This is a genomic window from Sphingomonas sp. F9_3S_D5_B_2, assembly GCF_054263715.1.
Window position 1 is genome coordinate 201748 of record NZ_JBSZFB010000004.1, and the last position, 19007, is coordinate 220754.

The following is a 19007-nucleotide window of genomic DNA, read 5'->3' on the forward strand; positions in this document are numbered from 1 at the left end:
CGATGAAGCGTGCTATCGTCCTGCTTGCGTCCGCTGCTTTCGTCCTCGCCGCCCCCGCCGCGAGCCCTGCCGCTACCCAGGCGCAGCCCGACACGATCGACCAGGGCGTGGCCACGCAGCTGCCGCGCACGGCAGTTCCGCACCATTATGCGATCACCGTCACGCCCCACGCGCAGCGCCTGACGTTCGACTCGACTGTCGCCATCGACCTGGACGTCGTCCAGCCGACGCGTGCGCTGGTGCTGAACGCTGCGGACCTGAAGCTGGCTTCGGCGACTTTGACGCCCGCGCGCGGCGGCGCAGCCGTGGCAGCGACCATCGCCCAGGACGCAGATGCGCAGACCGCAACGCTCACCTTCCCGCGACAGCTCGCCACGGGCGCGTACAAGCTCAACATCCGCTACTCGGGCAAGATCAACACCCAGGCCAACGGTCTCTTCGCGCTCGACTACAAGAACGCGGAAGGGAAGGACGCCCGCTCGCTGTTCACGCAGTTCGAAGCAGCCGACGCGCGCCGCTTCGTGCCGAGCTGGGACGAGCCCGACTACAAGGCGACCTGGGACCTGACCGCCCGCGTACCCGCCAACCAGATGGCGGTCGGCAACATGCCCGCGGCAAGCTCGCGCGCGATCGCCGGCGGACTCAAGGAAGTGAAGTTCCAGACGACGCCGACGATGTCGTCCTACCTGCTGTTCTTCGCGGCCGGCGACTTCGACCGCATCAAGAAGCAGGCCGGCAATCACGAAGTCGGCATCGTCATGTCGCGGGGGAACGGACCCAAGGGTCAGACGGCGCTCGACGCCGAGGCGCAGATCCTGCCCTATTATGACGAATATTTCGGAACGCCCTTCCCGCTTCCGAAGCTCGATAACGTCGCGGGCCCCGGCCAGTCGCAGTTCTTCGGAGCAATGGAGAACTGGGGCGCGATCTTCACTTTCGAGCGCATCCTGTTGAACGATCCGGCGATCACCAGCGAGGGTGAGCGCCAGGCGATATTCGGCGTCGAAGCGCACGAGATGGCGCACCAGTGGTTCGGTGACCTGGTCACGATGGCGTGGTGGGACGACCTGTGGCTGAACGAGGGCTTCGCGAGCTGGATGGCGAGCAAGGCAACCCAGCATTTCCACCCGGACTGGGGCGCCGACATCGACCACGTCGCTGCCCGCGAAGCAGCGATGGGCCTTGACGCCTTCCGCTCCACCCACCCGATCGTCCAGCACGTCCGCACAGTCGAACAGGCCAATCAGGCCTTCGACACCATCACCTACGAAAAGGGCGAGTCTGTCCTGTCGATGCTCGAAGGCTTCGCGACGCCGGCCGTCTGGCAGCGCGGCATCCAGGATTACTTCCGCCGCCACGCCTACCAGAACACCCGCACCGAAGACCTCTGGGCTGCGATGGAGCGCGCCGGCGCGAGCGGCCTCGGCGCAGTTGCTCGCGACTTCACCAATCAGCCTGGCATTCCGTTGATCCAGGTCGGCCCGTCGCAGTGCGTCGGCGGCAACACCGTCGCCACGCTGACGCAGTTGCAGTTCTCGAACGACCAGCGCGCGGAAGTGGCTGCCAAGCCGCTGCACTGGCACGTCCCGGTCGGCGCGACGGCCGGCGGGCCGGTGGCACAAGTGGTGACCGGCGGGGCAACGACGCAGATCACTGCGCCGGGCTGCGGGCCATTGCTGATCAACCCGGGCCAGACGGGCTATTTCCGCACGCTCTATACCGCTCCGCAGATCCAGGCCCTGCAAGCCGCCTTCCCGCGCCTCGGCGCGGTCGACCAGTACGGCCTGATGGAAGACCAGATGGAGCTGGCGGTCAGCGGCTATCAGCCGATGGCGGCAGGCCTCAACCTGGTGGCCGAGGTACCCGCGGCCGGCAATGCCAAGATCGTCCAGGCCGCCGTCGGTACCTGGAGCGATCTCTACGACGGCCTCGACAACGACCCCGCCGCGCAGGCGGCAATCGCGGCACGCGTGTCACGCCTGTACGGCCCGCGCCTGCAGCAGCTCGGCTTCACTCCCCGCGCTGGCGAGCTGCCGACGGAAACCCTGCTGCGCGGTACGCTGATCGCCATCCTGGGCAAGTTCCGCGACCCGGCCGTGCTCGCCGAAGCCAACCGGCTGTTCGCGGCGTGGCAGACCGATCCGAACGCGATCCCCGGCTCGTTGAAGCAGACGTGGCTGCGGGTGATTGCCCGCAACGCCGGCGAGGCGACCTGGAACACGATCCATGCCCGCGCCAAGGCGGCAACCGGCGCGGTCGAGCGCACCTCGCTCTACCAGCTTCTCGGAGCGAGCCGGGACGAAGCCCTCGGCCGCCGCGCGCTCGAGCTGGCACTGACCAAGGAGCCTGGCTCGACGGTCAGCTCCGGGATGATCACGGCCGTTGCCGACCAGCACCCGCGGCTGGCGATCGACTTCGTCCTTGCCCACCTCACGCAGGTCAACCAGCTGATCGACATCTCGGGCCGTTCCCGGTTCATGCAACGGCTTGCCGGGTCGAGCAACGATGCCAGCCTGATCCCGACGCTGGAGAGCTATGCCAGCGCCAATCTGGCCGCCACAGACCGCAAGCCGATCGAGCAGGCGATCGACCGGCTGCGCTTCCAGTCGTCGATCCTGCCGCGCGTCCGTTCGGAGGTGAGCGCGTGGTTGCGCTCGCACCCGGCCTAGGCACGGCGTCCGCAAAGGGTTGATCGGCAGCGCGTTTCCTTTATAGGCGCGCGCTCGCATCGGCATTGCCGAAGCGAACTCGTCCGAGACAGCTGGTGCGGCCGATCCTTCGCGGGACGCCTCTTAATCTCCAGCCTAGACGGGGACAGGAATCATTCGGCTGCGTCCGCGCAGCTGTCGTGCGTTGCCGGGGATCTTCCCTCGCGACGCCATCGATCCCCACCCCACGGACACGAGTGCTCGGGCGCCTTTGCCCGGGCTTTTGTTGAACCTCGGCCGCAGCTTCGCTTCGGCCGAATACTTGGAGTTGGCATGGATCGTTCGCAAAAAGCCGATCTGGTCGCCGAGCTGAAAAACGTTCTCACCGAGACCAGCGTGGTGGTTGTCACCCGCAATCTCGGCCTGACGGTTGCACAGTCCACGGACCTGCGCCTGAGAATGCGTGACGCTGGCGCACAGTTCAAAGTTGCGAAGAACCGGCTTGCCCTCATCGCGCTCGAGGACACGCGCTACAAGCCCATCGGCGATCTGCTGAAGGGCCCGACGGCGCTTGCAACCTCGACCGATCCCGTCGCCGCCGCCAAGGTCGCGGTGGATTTCGCCAAGACGACCGACAGGTTCGAAATCGTCGGCGGAGCGATGGGTGACACCGTGCTCGACGTGAACGGAATCCAGGCGCTCGCCGCCCTTCCGTCGCTCGACGAGCTGCGCGCGACCCTCATCGGCGTCATTCAGGCGCCGGCGAGCAAGATCGCACGTACCGTCGCAGAGCCCGGCGCTCAGCTGGCCCGGATCTTCCACGCCTATGCCACCAAGGAAGCGGCATAGGTTTCTTCGCTTTCACAACAACGCACGACAATCGGGGCCAAGACCATCAGCGCCCCACAAGGAGTAGACAATGGCTGACATCAATTCGCTGGTTGACCAGCTTTCTTCCCTCACCGTTCTCGAGGCCGCGGATCTCGCCAAGGCGCTCGAAGAGAAGTGGGGCGTTTCCGCCGCTGCCGCCGTCGCAGCAGCTCCGGCCGCTGCCGCTGCTGCCGCACCGGCCGCTGAAGAGCAGACGGAGTTCGACGTGATCCTGACCGGCGACGGTGGCAAGAAGATCAACGTCATCAAGGAAGTCCGTGCGATCACCGGTCTTGGCCTCGGCGAGGCGAAGGCGCTGGTCGAGGGCGCTCCGAAGGCGGTCAAGGAAGGCGTCAGCAAAGACGAAGCCCAGAAGATCAAGAAGCAGATCGAGGATGCCGGCGGCACCGTCGATCTCAAGTAAGCTTCAAAACAATTTCAGGGGTGTCTTGAAGCGCCTCTGGATGGGAAGGGCGGCTCCGCGAGGGGCCGCCCTTTTTCGATCTGCCGAGCTAGCTGAGCCAATTGAAAGCAGACTTTAAGCCTTTCTCTGCACAACTGCGCGGAGCCAGGAAGCAGGTCGTCACGTGAAAAGGAATCTTACCGCCCTCGTTCTGATCGTCGGAGTTGCTGCCGCAGCGCTGGCAGCCGCGCGCACGAACAATCGCGCCGAGGCGTCCGTAGGTGGCTGCTTCTCCGACACGCCCGGTCCAGCGAAGCCCACGATTTGCGAATAGTCGAGCGCGGCCGAGGACACAGAAGTTAATCGCCGGTCACGCAATCGCTGACATGCGCCGACCCGTAATCGCGCTCGTGCTCCTGCTGGCAGGCTGCTCCGCCAAGCCCGCGACGCCGCCGCCCGACCAACCCGTGCGCGCCGTATCCGAACGGCAGCGGTGCAGTACGAACTCACGAGATTCTTCCGAGTGGGAGCGTTCGGCTCACGACAAATGTCTCGCCGTGAAAGCGAACAAGTCCAGCCCTGCCGACCCCTCGATCTGTAAATCGGCCCACGGTCAGATCCACGACCGGAAGTGCGTCCTGCTGATCTACTAGCGCGAACGTCCGCAATGTGTGGGAAAGCGGACTGCACGTAACGTCGTGAATTCGTGGAAGCGGACGTTGCTGGTCTGCGAAGAGACCGTCATGCTGCGCACTTGAGACAAAGCGGCTGGAGTAGCTCAATGAGGCCCACCATCACGGCGTTCGCCAATTCGCCCGATGGTGGACGAGGGCTTGCACGGGACATGCGAGTACGCTGGGCGCTTGAGGAAGTCGGTCAGGAGTATGATGTGCAACTGGTCCCGTGGGAGGACTTCAAGAAGCCAGCTCATCGGGCGAAGCAACCTTTCGCTCAGATACCCACGTTCGAGCAGGGCAGTCTCGTACTATTCGAAACAGGGGCGATCGTGCTGCACATCGCCGAAACGCACGAAGGATTGCTCTCGCGCGACCCGGATGCTCGGGCTCGGGCAATTACATGGATGTTCGCCGCCGTAAGCACCATTGAACCGCCGGTGATCGACTTCGAAGTGAATGCGTATTTCGAGCAGGATGAGCCTTGGGGTCCTGTTCGACGGGTAGCAGTTCAGACCAGGCTGCGGACCCGGTTGGCGGATTTAGCAACGGCACTTGGAGAGAGCGAGTGGATCGACGGCCCATTCAGCGCTGGTGACCTCATGCTGGTGGAGGTGCTGCTCCGCGTCGAAAACGAACTCGCCGCCTTTCCAAATCTTCTGCGATACGTCGATCGCGCTCGAGCGCGGCCGGCGTTCCAGCGCGCATTCGCCGCACAAAAGGCAGTGGCGGATGCGGCGATTGGACCGGCCCCATTGAACATCACACAATCCGGTCGAGCGTAACCGCCACGATGGCCTAAGGCAGAAAGCTGACATCGACCGAAAGCAGCTGCCGCTTTCACCGCGGCAAGCAAACGGTTGCCGCCAGTCCGCCGCCGTCGCGATTGGCGAAGGTCAGCTTGCCGCCGTGCCCCTCGACGATGGCTTCGGCGATGGCGAGGCCGAGCCCTGCCCCGCCCGTCCCACGGTTGCGGGACGGTTCGGCGCGGTAGAAGGCCCCGGTGATGCGGGCGATCTCGTCCGCTGGCAGCCCCGGACCGCGGTCGAGCACTGCGATGCGAACGCTGTCGTCATCACCGGTCACGGCCACTTCTGCACCGCCGCCATATTTCAGCGCATTATCGATAAGGTTGCGGATCGCCCGGCGCAGCAGGTTCGGCTGAACCTCCATCACCTGTGCGCCGCCGGCAGCGAAAGCGACCTCCTGCCCTGCCTGCCGGTACTCGTCTGCGAGCGCCTCGGCGAGCGCGGCAACGTCCGTGCGCTCCAGCGGGTCACGCGAGCGGCCCGAGCGGGCGAGCACCAATATGTCCTCCAGTGTTGCCGTCATCTCCTCGATCGTCGCGATCATCCGCTCGCGGTCCTCGGCGGGCTCCACGCTCTCCGCGCGGATGCGCAGCGAGGTCAGCGGCGTGCGAAGGTCGTGGCCGATCGCGCCGAGCGTGCGATCCTTCTCTTCGAGTAGCTTCACAAGCCGGGCGTTCATCGCGTTGAACGCCAGGATCGCGTCGCGCAGGTCCGACGGCCCGCGCGGCTCGACAACGACAGGCTCGTTGCTGCCCCGGAAAGCTTCGGCGGCATTGGTCAGCCGCCGCAGCGGGCGCGCGATGCGCGTGGCGATCAGCAGGGCCGCGGTCAGCACGAACAGGTAGAGGAGAATCGTTCCGACCGCGAGCTCCGGGCTGACCAGCGGCGGTGGCGCCGGAACCGACACGCGCCCGTTCAGCCAGCGGCCGTCCGGTAGTTGAGCGGAGAGCAACATGCTCTGCTGCGCCCGTCGCGGCCGCCCGTCTGCCCTGCGGCGAACCGGCGCGTGAACGTCGATCGCGGCGCGCACGTCTTGAACGCCAAGGCCAGCAGTGGTGAGCGACTGCCTCAGCCTGTCTTCGGTGTCGGACCGGCGGCTAGCCTCGTCCCCGACGACCGGCGCCTGCCCGAACGCATATTGAGCGCCTCGCCGGGAGGCGTCGTGGAGGACGAGCAGCTGGAACTCCGGCGCCGCCTGGGCAGCATCCGCGGCCGTGGAAGTGAAGCGGGTGATCGCCGGCGTATCGATCTCGGAGCGGGTGAACTGCTTACGCTCGACGAGCAGATAGGCGAAGCTGACCAGCTGCGCGAGCAGCAGCGCCGCACCAATCAGGACGGCCATCTGCCCGGTCAGGCTGCGCGGCACCAGGCGCATCAGACCTTCCGCACGTCGGCGGCGAGCGTATAGCCGCCGCCCCACACCGTCTTGATGAGCTTGGGATCGTGGACGTCGGCCTCCAGCTTCTTGCGCAGCCGGCTGACGTGATTGTCGATGCTGCGCTCGAATGCGGCGAGTTCGCGCCCCTGGCTGAGGTCAAGCAGCTGGTCGCGGCTGAGCACCCGCCGCGGGTGGGTCACGAATGCGAGCAGGAGATTATATTCGCCGGTGGATAGCGGGACGCGGGCACCATTCGCGTCGACCAGTTCGCGCTCTCCGGTGCGAAGGACCCAGTCGCCGAACGCATAAGCGTCGGCGTCCGGTGCTGTGACGCGATCGCCGGAGGCGCGGCGAAGCACCGCCTTGATCCGCGCGACCAGCTCGCGCGGGGAGAAAGGCTTGGTCACGTAATCGTCGGCGCCAAGCTCGAGCCCGACGATGCGGTCGGTCTCCTCGGCCTTGGCGGTGAGCAGGATCACCGGCGTGCCGCTCGTCGCGCGCAGGAAGCCGGTCAGCGACAGGCCGTCCTCGCCAGGCATCATTACGTCCACGAGCGCGATGTCGATCGCGTGGGCAGCGACGATCTCCCGCGCGGCGGCTGCGTTGGCTGCCTTGGATACCCGGAAGCCGCTGCGCCCCAGATAGGCGGCAAGCGGGTCCAAGATGTCGCGTTCGTCGTCGACGATCAGGACGTGGGGCTCGGACGCCATGCCATCCTCTAGCTTCAGCAGTGGGCAATAAGAAAGCTCCGGGGCCGTTAAGCCCCGGAGCCGTTGAGCGCGTTCTTTAGAACTGGTTCGCCAGAACCGCGCCGATGATGCCGCTGGTGATCGCGATCAACACCGCATCGTTGCCGGACTGGACCCAGCGGTAACCGCGGGGAGCCGGACGCAGGTGGTAGGCGTAGGGGTTCGAGATCACGCGGTAGTTGCTCGCATAGCGATGATCGAACCGCTGGCCACGCTGCCAACGCCGGGCCTGGAACCGGTTGTGGTTATTGTTGACGACGATCCGGTTGCGGACGACCTTGCGGGTCTGGACCTGGTGATAGCGGCCGCGGTCCTGACGACCGAAGTCGGCTGCGGAAGCCGGAGTAGCGGTGAGGCCCGTCAGGGCGACCGAGGCACCGGCAAATGCGAGAAAGAGCTTTTTCATTTTCGTCTCCATCGTTTGACGCCGTGCTTGGCGTTGACGGAGATTTGGGCCCCTAATGTCGCACAACTATCGGCCGAAAACGGCGAAGTTGTCGCAAATTGTCGCAATTACATCGCGTTCGTTGCCGTCTTCTGTGGCGGCTGGCCGTCCTGCGGCGGATTGGGCTGTTGAGCAGTGTTCGGGCGCGCCTGCATGCTGACCGCCGAATTGGCGTCCGCGGTGTTGCCGGCCGCAGCCTGGCCTGCCTCGTTAAGCGCCGCCTGGGGATCCATTCCGTTCTCGGCCGCGCCGTTCAGGACCTGCGCCGCCGCCGGGTCGGACTGATTGGCGGCGTCCTGCAGCTGACCCTTGTCGGAGCCTTGCCCGCACGCGGACGCAAACAGCAGAGGAGCGAGAATCAAGGCGCGGCGCATGGGACCTCCAGCGGTTGAACAACTGAGGTCCAAGCGCTGCTGTAGGAAATTGGTTGCCACGGCTGATCAACCCCTTTTCATCGGCCGAAATAGGATTATATGCAGCTCATCCATCAAATAACGGCTCCGCCGCACGTTCCCGTGCGCCCGGGGCTTTTCCCGTCCTCTCCGGGACAGGGCCCGTAAAAGGCGCACGGGTCGTACGCATTGGAGAGGGTTTCCGGGACAAGCGCTCCACATTTTCATCCGGCCGCGGCCGGAGAACTCAAGCGGGAGCGCTGTCGGCGCTCATCGCCTAGCGCAGGGAAGCACATGGCCACCAAAGCGATCGACGCCCCCCACAACACCTCCAGCGGGGCGAGGACCAAGCAGCGGCGAATCCGCAAGATCTTCGGCAACATCCACGAAATCTCGGAAATGCCGAACCTCATCGAGGTTCAGCGCGAGAGCTATGAACAATTCCTGCGCTCCGACCCGTCGACCGGCTATGTCTCGGGCCTCGAGAAGACGCTTCGCTCGGTGTTCCCGATCCAGGATTTCGCCGGCACCGCGCACCTCGACTTCGATCGCTACGAGCTTGAGCACCCCAAGTACGACACCGACGAGTGCCGCCAGCGCGGGCTGACCTATGCCGCGCCGATGCGCGTCACCCTGCGCCTGACGACCTTCGAGATCGATCCGGAGACCGAAGCCAAGTCGGTCATCGATATCAAGGAACAGGACGTCTACATGGGCGACATGCCGCTCATGACGATGAACGGCACCTTCATCATCAACGGCACCGAGCGCGTGATCGTCAGCCAGATGCACCGTTCGCCGGGCGTCCTGTTCGACCACGACCGCGGCAAGACCCACGCCAGCGGCAAGTTCCTGTTCGCAGCCCGAGTGATCCCGTACCGCGGCAGCTGGCTCGACTTCGAGTTCGACGCCAAGGACATCGTCAACGTCCGCATCGACCGCAAGCGCAAGCTGCCGGTAACGGCACTGCTCCATGCGCTCGGCATGTCGAGCGAGGAGATCCTCAACACCTTCTACAAGACGGTGGGCTACGTCCGTGGGAAGAACGGCTGGCAGATCCCCTACAGCCCCGAAGCATGGCGCGGCCAGAAGCCGACCCATGAAGTCGTCGACGCCGACACTGGCGAGATCATCTTCAAGGCCAACGAGAAGATCACCCCGCGCCGCGCCAACCAGGCAGCGAAGGACGGCGTCAAGAACCTGATCATCCCGACCGAGGAGATCTTTGGCCGCTATTCCGCTTACGATCTCATCAACGAGAAGACCGGCGAGATCTACATCGAGGCCGGCGACGAGGTCACTGCCGAGAACCTCGAGAAGCTCGACACGGCCGGCGTGCAGACGCTCGAGCTGCTCGACATCGACTACATCAACACCGGTCCCTGGATCCGCAACACGCTGAAGGCCGACAAGGCCGAGGACGCGGACCAGGCGCTGTCGGACATCTACCGCGTGATGCGCCCCGGCGAGCCGCCGACGCGCGAGACCGCGGACGCGCTGTTCTACGGCCTGTTCTTCGATCCCGAGCGCTACGACCTGTCCGCGGTCGGCCGCGTAAAGCTCAACATGCGGCTCGGCCTCGAGGTCGAGGACACTGTCACGACGCTTCGCAAGGAAGACATCCTCGCCGTCGTCCAGGAGCTGGTGAATCTCAAGGACGGCAAGGGCGACATCGACGACATCGATAACCTCGCCAACCGCCGCGTCCGCTCCGTCGGCGAGCTGCTGGAGAACCAGTATCGCGTCGGGCTGCTGCGCATGGAGCGTGCGGTCAAGGAGCGCATGAGCTCGGTCGACGTGTCCACGGTGATGCCGAACGACCTCATCAACGCCAAGCCGGCAGTTGCCGCGGTGCGTGAGTTCTTCGGCTCCTCGCAGCTGTCGCAGTTCATGGACCAGACCAACCCGCTGTCCGAAGTCACCCACAAGCGCCGCGTATCGGCGCTCGGGCCCGGCGGTCTCACCCGTGAGCGCGCCGGCTTCGAAGTCCGCGACGTCCACCCGACCCACTACGGCCGCATCTGCCCGATTGAGACTCCGGAAGGGCCGAACATCGGCCTGATCAACTCGCTCGCCAGCTTCAGCCGGGTGAACAAGTACGGGTTCATCGAGACGCCGTACCGCAAGGTCATCGACGGCAAGGTGACCGACGACGTCGTCTACCTCTCCGCGATGGAAGAGGCGAAGCACACGATTGCCCAGGCGAACGCTGAGCTGAACGACGACGGCAGCTTCGGCGAGGAAATCGTATCCTCGCGTCGCAACGGCGACTTCCTGATGGCGCCGCGCGACCAGATCACGCTGATGGACGTCAGTCCCAAGCAGCTGGTCTCCGTGGCCGCCTCGCTGATCCCGTTCCTGGAGAACGACGACGCCAACCGCGCCCTGATGGGATCGAACATGCAGCGGCAGGCGGTGCCGCTCATCCAGGCTGAGGCGCCGTTCGTCGGCACCGGCATGGAAGAGACGGTCGCCCGTGACTCCGGGGCAGCGATCGCTGCCCGCCGTTCGGGCATCATCGACCAGGTCGACGCGGCTCGTATCGTGGTTCGCGCAACCGGCGACATCAAGCCGGGCGACAGCGGCGTGGACATCTACACGCTGATGAAGTTCCAGCGTTCCAACCAGAACACCTGCATCAACCAGCGTCCGCTGGTGAAGGTCGGTGACCAGGTTGCGGCCGGCGAGATCATTGCGGACGGTCCGTCGACCCAGTATGGCGAGCTCGCGCTCGGCCGGAACGTGCTCGTCGCGTTCATGCCGTGGAACGGCTACAACTATGAGGACTCGATCCTCATCTCCGAGCGGATCGTGAAGGACGACGTCTTCACCTCGATCCACATCGAAGAGTTCGAGGTCATGGCCCGCGACACCAAGCTCGGGCCGGAAGACATCACCCGCGACATTCCGAACGTCGGCGAGGAAGCGCTCCGCAACCTCGACGAGGCCGGCATCGTCTACATCGGTGCCGAGGTCGAGCCGGGCGATATCCTGTGCGGCAAGATCACGCCCAAGGGCGAAAGCCCGATGACGCCGGAGGAAAAGCTCCTCCGCGCCATCTTCGGTGAAAAGGCGTCGGACGTTCGCGACACTTCGCTGCGGCTGCCGCCGGGCGTCGCCGGCACGGTCGTTGAAGTGCGAGTCTTCAACCGCCACGGCATCGACGTGGATGACCGTACCCGCGCCATCCAGACCGAGGAAAAGGAGCGGCTGAAGAAGGACGCCGACGACGAACGTGCCATCCTCAACCGTGCGACCTTCTCGCGTCTGCGCGAGATGCTGCTCGGCCAGGTCGCGACTGCGGCTCCCAAGGGCATCAAGAAGGGCGCGACTCTCGACGACGCAACGCTCGAGGCTGCCGAGCGTCACGACTGGTGGAAGATCGCCGTCAAGGACGACAGCCGCCAGGCGGACATCGAGGCCCTGAAGACTCAGTACGACGAGGCGGTGAACGTCATCAGCGCCCGCTATCAGGACCGCGTCGGCAAGCTGGAGGCGGGCGACGAGCTGCCGCCGGGCGTGCTGAAGATGGTCAAGGTGTTCGTCGCGGTGAAACGCAAGCTTCAGCCGGGCGACAAGATGGCCGGCCGTCACGGCAACAAGGGCGTGATCAGCCGCATCCTGCCGAACGAGGACATGCCGTTCCTCGAGGACGGGACTCCGGTCGACATCGTGCTGAACCCGCTCGGCGTGCCGTCGCGCATGAACGTCGGTCAGATCTTCGAGACCCACCTTGGCTGGGCCGCGCGCGGCCTAGGCAAGCAGATTCAGGAGATGCTGGAAGGCATGCACGACCGCGGGCGCGATCTCGCGGACAAGGATGCCAAGGCGCTTCGGACGAAGCTCAAGGACATCTACGGCGATTCCTATGCGCAGGACATCGATGCCCGTGACGATGACGGCGTCGTGGAGCTCGCATCGAACCTGACTGCAGGTATCCCGATGGGCACTCCGGTGTTCGACGGCGCTCGCGAAGCGGACGTCACGAACATGCTGGAGAAGGCGGGGCTGGATCCGTCCGGACAGGTCACCCTGTTCGACGGGCGCACCGGCAATCCGTTCGATCGGAAGGTAACGGTGGGCTACATCTACATGCTGAAGCTTCACCACCTCGTGGACGACAAGATCCATGCCCGTTCGATCGGCCCGTACAGCCTCGTCACCCAGCAGCCGCTGGGCGGCAAGGCGCAGTTCGGCGGACAGCGCTTCGGCGAGATGGAGGTGTGGGCGCTGCAGGCTTACGGCGCTGCCTACACGCTCCAGGAGATGCTGACGGTGAAGTCGGACGACGTGATCGGCCGCACCAAGGTCTACGAGGCGATCGTCAAGGGTGACGACACCTTCGAGGCCGGCATTCCGGAGAGCTTCAACGTTCTCGTCAAGGAAATGCGCAGCCTGGGGCTGAACGTGGAGCTCGAAAGCATCGAGGATCCCGATGCCGAAGGCCCGACCGCCATCGCTGCCGAATAACCAACTTCCACCCAACCCCGCCCGTGTCCCGGGCGGGGTCAGGAGTTACAAATGAACGAACTGACCCCCTTCGCAAATCCGATCGCCAAGCCCGAGACGTTTGACGAGATCAAGATCGGCATCGCCAGCCCGGAGAAGATCCGCAGCTGGTCCTTCGGCGAGATCAAGAAGCCGGAGACGATCAACTACCGCACGTTCAAGCCGGAGCGTGACGGCCTGTTCTGCGCGCGCATCTTCGGCCCGATCAAGGACTACGAATGCCTGTGCGGCAAGTACAAGCGCATGAAGTACAAGGGCATCGTCTGCGAAAAGTGCGGTGTCGAAGTCACCGTCTCGAAGGTCCGCCGCGAGCGCATGGGCCACATCGAGCTGGCCGCCCCTGTCGCGCACATCTGGTTCCTGAAGAGCCTGCCGAGCCGCATCGGGCTTCTGCTCGACATGCAGCTCAAGCAGCTTGAGCGCATCCTCTACTTCGAGAGCTACGTCGTGATCGAGCCCGGCCTCACCGCGCTCGAGAAGTACCAGCTCCTCACCGAGGACGAGCTTCTCGCCGCCCAGGACGAATATGGCGAAGACGCCTTCTCGGCCGGCATCGGCGCCGAGGCCGTCAAGCACATGCTGATGGACCTCGACCTCGAAGGCGAGAAGGAAATCCTGCTCAAGGACCTCGCCGAGACGAAGTCCGAGCTGAAGCCCAAGCGCATCATCAAGCGCCTCAAGGTCGTCGAGAGCTTCCTCGAGTCCGGCAACCGTCCGGAGTGGATGATCCTCGAGGTCATCCCAGTCATCCCGCCCGAGCTGCGCCCGCTGGTGCCGCTGGACGGCGGCCGCTTCGCGACGTCGGACCTCAACGACCTCTATCGCCGGGTCATCAACCGTAACAACCGCCTGAAGCGGCTCATGGAGCTGCGCGCTCCGGACATCATCGTCCGCAACGAGAAGCGCATGCTTCAGGAAGCCGTCGACGCTCTGTTCGACAACGGCCGTCGTGGCCGCACCATCACGGGCGCCAACAAGCGTCCGCTGAAGTCGCTGTCCGACATGCTGAAGGGCAAGCAGGGCCGCTTCCGTCAGAACCTGCTCGGCAAGCGCGTCGACTATTCGGGCCGGTCGGTCATCGTCACCGGTCCGGAGCTCAAGCTTCACCAGTGCGGCCTGCCGAAGAAGATGGCGCTCGAGCTGTTCAAGCCGTTCATCTACTCGCGCCTCGACGCCAAGGGTCTCTCCATGACCCTGAAGCAGGCGAAGAAGTGGGTCGAAAAGGAGCGCAAGGAAGTCTGGGACATCCTCGACGAGGTGATCCGCGAGCATCCGGTGCTCCTGAACCGCGCACCGACGCTCCACCGTCTCGGCATTCAGGCGTTCGAGCCGGTGCTGATCGAGGGCAAGGCGATTCAGCTTCACCCGCTGGTCTGCGCCGCGTTCAACGCCGACTTCGACGGCGACCAGATGGCCGTGCACGTCCCGCTGAGTCTCGAGGCCCAGCTGGAAGCGCGCGTCCTGATGATGAGCACCAACAACATCCTGTCCCCCGCCAATGGCAAGCCGATCATCGTGCCGTCGCAGGACATGGTTCTCGGCCTCTATTACCTGTCGCTCGAAAAGGATGATGAGCCGGGCCAGGGCATGGTGCTCAGCGACATGGCCGAGGTCCACCAGGCGATCGCCGCTGGCGCAGTCACGCTGCACACGAAGATCACCAGCCGCGTCCCGCAGACCGACGAGCAGGGCAACACCTACATGAAGCGGTTCGAAACGACCGCTGGCCGCATGCTGCTCGGCGAGACCCTCCCGAAGAGCCACAAGGTGCCCTTCGAGACCGTCAACCGGGTCCTGACCAAGAAGGAGATCGGCGACGTCATCGACATCGTCTACCGCCACACCGGCCAGAAGGAGACGGTGCTGTTCGCCGACGCGATCATGCAGCTCGGCTTCCGGCACGCGTTTGCCGCCGGCATTTCGTTCGGCAAGGACGACATGGTCATTCCCAAGGCCAAGGTCGACCTCGTGGACGACACCCGCGCGCTCGTGAAGGACTATGAGCAGCAGTACCAGGACGGCCTGATCACCCAGCAGGAAAAGTACAACAAGGTGATCGACGCCTGGTCGCGTTGCGGCGACCAGGTCGCAAGCGCGATGATGAAGGAGATTTCGGCGACTCCAAAGCGTCCCGACGGGCGTCAGGCGGACCTGAACTCGATCTACATGATGGCGCACTCCGGTGCCCGTGGTTCGCAGGCGCAGATCAAGCAGCTTGCCGGCATGCGCGGCCTCATGGCCAAGCCGTCGGGCGAGATCATCGAAACGCCGATCATCTCGAACTTCAAGGAAGGCCTGACCGTCCTCGAATACTTCAACTCGACCCACGGCGCCCGCAAGGGCCTGGCCGACACGGCGCTCAAGACGGCGAACTCGGGTTACCTGACCCGCCGTCTTGTCGACGTGTCGCAGGATGCGGTGATCATCGAGGAGGATTGCGGAACCGACCGAGCGCTCGAAATGCGCGCGATCGTCCAGGGCGGCGCCGTCATCGCTTCGCTTGCCGACCGTATCCTGGGCCGCACCACGGCCGAAGACATCATGGATCCGAAGTCCGGCGACGTGTTCATCGAGGAGGGCACCCTTCTCGACGAGCCGATGGTCGCCCGGATCGAGGAGATCGGCGTCCAGGGCGTGAAGATCCGCTCACCGCTGGTCTGCGCGTCGAAGCAGGGCGTCTGCGGCAAGTGCTACGGGCGTGACCTCGCCCGCGGTACGCCCGTCAACATCGGTGAAGCTGTCGGCGTCATCGCCGCCCAGTCGATCGGTGAGCCGGGCACCCAGCTGACGATGCGGACCTTCCACATCGGCGGCGCGGCGCAGCTCAACGAGCAGTCGAACCTCGAGGCGCCGGTCGACGGCACCATCGAGCTTCGTGACATGCCGACGATTGCCGACCCGCGTGGACGGCACATCTCGCTGTCGCGCTCGGGTGAAATCGCGATCCTCGACATGGACGGCCGCGAGCTCTCGACGCACCGCCTGCCTTACGGCGCGCACCTGCTTTGCGAGAGCGGCCATATCGTCAGCCGTGGCGACCGCATCGCCGAATGGGATCCGTCGTTCAGCCCGGTGATCACCGAGAAGGCCGGTACCGTGAAGTACCAGGACCTGATCGAGAACCGGACCATGACGGAAGTTGTCGACGAGTCGACCGGCATCACGCAGCGCGTCGTCACGGACGATCTCGCCAAGTCGAAGAAGGATACGCCCCACCCGCGCCTCACCCTGATGGGCAAGGACGCGAAGGAAGCGGCCGTCTACCGGCTCGCCCCGGGAGCGATCGTCGCGGTCGAGGATGGCCAGTCGGTGGAGGCCGGCGAAGTGCTGGCGCGCATGCCGCGGGAAGCCGCGCGTACGCGTGACATCACCGGTGGTCTGCCGCGCGTCGCCGAGCTGTTCGAGGCGCGCAAGCCGAAGGAGAACGCGATCATCGCCAAGGTGTCCGGCAAGGTCACCTTCATGCGCGACTACAAGGCAAAGCGTAAGATCGCGATCGTGCCCGACGATGGTTCGGATCCGGTCGAGTATCTCGTCCCGAAGTCGAAGATGATCGAGGTCCAGGAAGGCGATTATGTGAAGCGCGGCGACAATCTCGTCGGCGGTTCACCCGATCCGCACGACATCCTCGAAGTTCTCGGCGTCGAGGCGCTGGCCGAATATCTCGTCAGCGAGATCCAGGAGGTCTATCGGCTCCAGGGCGTGAAGATCAACGACAAGCACATCGAGGTGATCGTTCGCCAGATGCTGCAGAAGGTGGAGATCACGGACGGCGGCGACACCACGTTGCTGGCCGGCGAGCAGGTGGATCGCGATGAGATGGACGAGAACAACGCCCGTCTCACCAAGAACCAGCGCCGCGCCGAGGGCAAGCCGGTCCTGCTCGGGATCACCAAGGCGTCGCTGCAGACCCGCAGCTTCATCTCGGCGGCCTCGTTCCAGGAAACCACGCGCGTCCTCACGGAAGCCGCGGTTCAGGGCAAGGTCGACACGCTGAACGGTCTCAAGGAAAACGTCATCGTCGGCCGGCTCATCCCGGCAGGCACGGGCGCTGGAATGAACCGTCTGCGGGTTGCTGCTTCTTCGCGTGACACGGCGCTTCGCGCCGCCCAGCGCAAAATCCAGGAGTCGCTGATCCTGCCGAACACTGCAGCCGAAGAGCATGCCGCCGAGCTCGCGCAGGGCCCGGAGGCGGCGACCCACTCGGATCCGCTCGCGGAAGTCGCGCCGTCGGGTCACGGGCTGGACGCCGACGCGGGTGATTACCTGCAGGACTAACGCCCGCTCGCCAGTGCAAGAAAAAGCCCCGTCGGCGTTATGCCGGCGGGGCTTCTTTTTGGTCGTTCGGTCGTCAGGCTACCTGCAGTAGCCGGTCTTCATCGTGTTCTCCGTGCAGTTCGCAGCCGAGCCCACATCGGCGGCCGCACCGCGGACCGTATTGCACGCGGCAATGGTCAGCGCGGCTGCAATCAGAGAGACCTCGAAAACCTTGCGAGCCATGATCACTCCTTCCGTTGAGGGTACGGAATGACCATGGCTGCGAGGGCAACCAATTGTCTAGTGAGTGCTTAGCAGCGCTGCGTTCCGTTGATCGCGTTTTCGGTGCAATTCGCGACCGAGTTCACGTCGCGGGCAGCACCACGGACGGTGTTGCAAGCCGCGGTAGCAAGGGCCAAGCCAATCAGCGTGGCAGTTGCGATTTTCTGTACCATAGTATCCTCCTGGTATGATGGCGTGCATGAACGCCGGAACGGCAGGAACGGCTCCATTGCGGTAGCGTTATTTTCTCGGAAGAGGTGTTTCGGATGATGCGCAAAGCGGTCTGGGCGGTGCTGGCGTTGGCAAGTTGCGCGACGCCGCGCGTCGAGCAGCCGCACCATATCCGGCCCCTGCGGCCACTCGACGTCCCGACCATCCCTTACGTTGAGAACGCCGCCGCGGAGGAGTTGATGGGAAGCCTCACCTACGAGGACGCGTGCCTGATGTTCCGGGTCGAGGGCGGCGAGCGCCTCTTGCCGGTTTGGCCAACCTCGAGCGTTTTCAACGGCACCTCGCTGATCTTTCACCGGCCTGGCAAGACCGACCAGCCGATGCTGGTAAACCAGGAAGTGGTCATCGGCGGCAACCGCTTGCCCGCCGGCTATGCGCAATCGAACCTCGGCCCGTACCTGCAGCGCTGCGGCGGAATTCCCTTCTTCGTCGCGGAAGTCACTCCCGCCGACTGACGTCAGACCGCAACCGGTGCCGAGATGTGCGGGTGCGGGTCGTATTCTTCGAACGCGAAGTCGTCCGGCTCATAGTCGAACAGGCCCTGCCCGCGATCCTTGATCACGAGGCGCGGCAGGGGGCGCGGCTCGCGGCCCAGCTGCAGACGAGCCTGCTCCAGATGGTTCGAGTAGAGGTGGCAGTCGCCGCCCGTCCACACGAACACTCCGGGCTCAAGGCCGCACTCGCGCGCCAGCATGTGGGTGAGGAGCGCATAGCTGGCGATGTTGAAGGGGACGCCGAGGAAAATGTCGGCGCTGCGTTGGTACAGCTGCATGTTCAACCGGCCGGCCGCAACTTGCGTCTGGAAGAGGCAATGGCATGGTGCCAGCGCCATCTTCTGGATCTCGCCCGGGTTCCACGCGGTGACGATCTGGCGACGCGACGCAGGATCCTTGCGAATGAGCTCGATCAATTGCGCGATCTGGTCGATGTGCCTGCCGTCGGCACCTTCCCAGTCCCGCCACTGCTTCCCGTAGACGGGGCCAAGATCGCCGTTCTCGTCCGCCCATTCGTCCCAGATGCGAACTTTGCGCTCCTTGAGCCAGGCAATGTTGGTGTCCCCGCGAAGGAACCACAGCAGCTCGACGATGATCGATCGCAAGTGCAGCTTCTTGGTGGTGAGGAGGGGAAAACCCTCCGCAAGGTCGAAGCGCATCTGCGCTCCGAACCATGACAGCGTGCCGGTGCCGGTGCGGTCCTCCTGTGGTACGCCGCGGTCGAGAATCTGCTGCATGAGGTCGAGGTACTGGCGCATTGCAGGACCCTAAACCGCCGATGCAGCGGCTCCAAGAGCCTGCCGCAGTTTGCTCCGATTTGGCGATTATCTGGCGATCTGGATGAAGTTCGGGTGGGACGGCGGCTG

At 64.7% G+C, this 19007-nt stretch carries 15 protein-coding genes; 8 read left to right on the top strand and 7 right to left on the bottom strand.

The features are described from left to right. The first annotated feature begins 2 nt into the window (after window positions 1-2). From ACUXST_RS12245 to ACUXST_RS12265, 5 genes are all read left to right on the top strand, one after another. Entirely contained in the window at window positions 3-2669 is a 2667-nt protein-coding gene (locus tag ACUXST_RS12245) for a M1 family metallopeptidase (RefSeq protein ID WP_458390265.1), read from the top strand. 312 nt (window positions 2670-2981) lie between these two features. Next, entirely contained in the window at window positions 2982-3497 is a 516-nt protein-coding gene (gene rplJ / locus ACUXST_RS12250; protein ID WP_458390266.1) for a 50S ribosomal protein L10, read from the top strand. A 70-nt stretch (window positions 3498-3567) separates the two neighbouring features. After that, the gene (gene rplL, locus ACUXST_RS12255; RefSeq protein WP_458390267.1) at window positions 3568-3942 is read left to right on the top strand and encodes a 50S ribosomal protein L7/L12; all 375 of its coding nucleotides are present in this window, start codon (window positions 3568-3570) and stop codon (window positions 3940-3942) included. 163 nt (window positions 3943-4105) lie between these two features. Then, window positions 4106-4255 carry a hypothetical protein gene (locus tag ACUXST_RS12260; protein ID WP_458390268.1) on the top strand — a complete coding sequence of 50 codons (150 nt, stop codon included), beginning with the start codon at window positions 4106-4108 and terminating at the stop codon, window positions 4253-4255. 447 nt (window positions 4256-4702) lie between these two features. After that, window positions 4703-5380: a glutathione S-transferase family protein gene (locus ACUXST_RS12265; protein ID WP_458390269.1), complete on the top strand. Its 678-nt coding sequence runs from the start codon at window positions 4703-4705 to the stop codon at window positions 5378-5380. A 55-nt stretch (window positions 5381-5435) separates the two neighbouring features. Here the strand turns inward: ACUXST_RS12265 and ACUXST_RS12270 are convergent, their stop codons facing one another. From ACUXST_RS12270 to ACUXST_RS12285, 4 genes are all read right to left on the bottom strand, one after another. Next, the gene (locus ACUXST_RS12270; RefSeq protein WP_458390270.1) at window positions 5436-6779 is read right to left on the bottom strand and encodes a sensor histidine kinase; all 1344 of its coding nucleotides are present in this window, start codon (window positions 6777-6779) and stop codon (window positions 5436-5438) included. Next, on the bottom strand, window positions 6779-7492 hold the full coding sequence (locus ACUXST_RS12275; RefSeq protein WP_458390271.1) for a response regulator: 714 nt from the start codon (window positions 7490-7492) through the stop codon (window positions 6779-6781). The genes ACUXST_RS12270 and ACUXST_RS12275 overlap by 1 nt, the downstream gene beginning before the upstream one ends. Before the next feature lie 76 nt (window positions 7493-7568). Next, complete coding sequence (locus ACUXST_RS12280; RefSeq protein WP_458390272.1) at window positions 7569-7937, bottom strand: RcnB family protein; 369 nt, start codon at window positions 7935-7937, stop codon at window positions 7569-7571. Between the two features lie 107 nt (window positions 7938-8044). After that, window positions 8045-8350, bottom strand: a complete 306-nt coding sequence (locus tag ACUXST_RS12285) for a hypothetical protein (protein ID WP_458390273.1) — start codon at window positions 8348-8350, stop codon at window positions 8045-8047. Between the two features lie 312 nt (window positions 8351-8662). Here ACUXST_RS12285 and rpoB point away from each other — a divergent pair, with 312 nt between their 5' ends. Both rpoB and rpoC read left to right on the top strand, forming a co-directional pair. Beyond that, window positions 8663-12838, top strand: coding sequence for a DNA-directed RNA polymerase subunit beta (gene rpoB / locus ACUXST_RS12290; RefSeq protein WP_458390274.1), 4176 nt, complete (start codon window positions 8663-8665; stop codon window positions 12836-12838). Window positions 12839-12889: 51 nt separating this feature from the next. Next, a complete protein-coding gene (rpoC, locus tag ACUXST_RS12295; RefSeq protein WP_458390275.1) occupies window positions 12890-17155 on the top strand; it encodes a DNA-directed RNA polymerase subunit beta' in 4266 nt (1421 codons plus the stop codon). A gap of 78 nt (window positions 17156-17233) precedes the next feature. Here the strand turns inward: rpoC and ACUXST_RS12300 are convergent, their stop codons facing one another. Both ACUXST_RS12300 and ACUXST_RS12305 read right to left on the bottom strand, forming a co-directional pair. Further along, window positions 17234-17377 carry an entericidin A/B family lipoprotein gene (locus ACUXST_RS12300; RefSeq protein WP_458390276.1) on the bottom strand — a complete coding sequence of 48 codons (144 nt, stop codon included), beginning with the start codon at window positions 17375-17377 and terminating at the stop codon, window positions 17234-17236. A 68-nt stretch (window positions 17378-17445) separates the two neighbouring features. Continuing rightward, window positions 17446-17589 carry an entericidin A/B family lipoprotein gene (locus ACUXST_RS12305; protein WP_458390277.1) on the bottom strand — a complete coding sequence of 48 codons (144 nt, stop codon included), beginning with the start codon at window positions 17587-17589 and terminating at the stop codon, window positions 17446-17448. A gap of 93 nt (window positions 17590-17682) precedes the next feature. Between ACUXST_RS12305 and ACUXST_RS12310 the strand changes: the two genes are divergently transcribed. Next, complete coding sequence (locus ACUXST_RS12310) at window positions 17683-18102, top strand: hypothetical protein (RefSeq protein WP_458390278.1); 420 nt, start codon at window positions 17683-17685, stop codon at window positions 18100-18102. Window positions 18103-18104: 2 nt separating this feature from the next. Here the strand turns inward: ACUXST_RS12310 and ACUXST_RS12315 are convergent, their stop codons facing one another. After that, entirely contained in the window at window positions 18105-18899 is a 795-nt protein-coding gene (locus ACUXST_RS12315) for a thymidylate synthase (protein ID WP_458390279.1), read from the bottom strand. Window positions 18900-19007 lie beyond the last annotated feature (108 nt).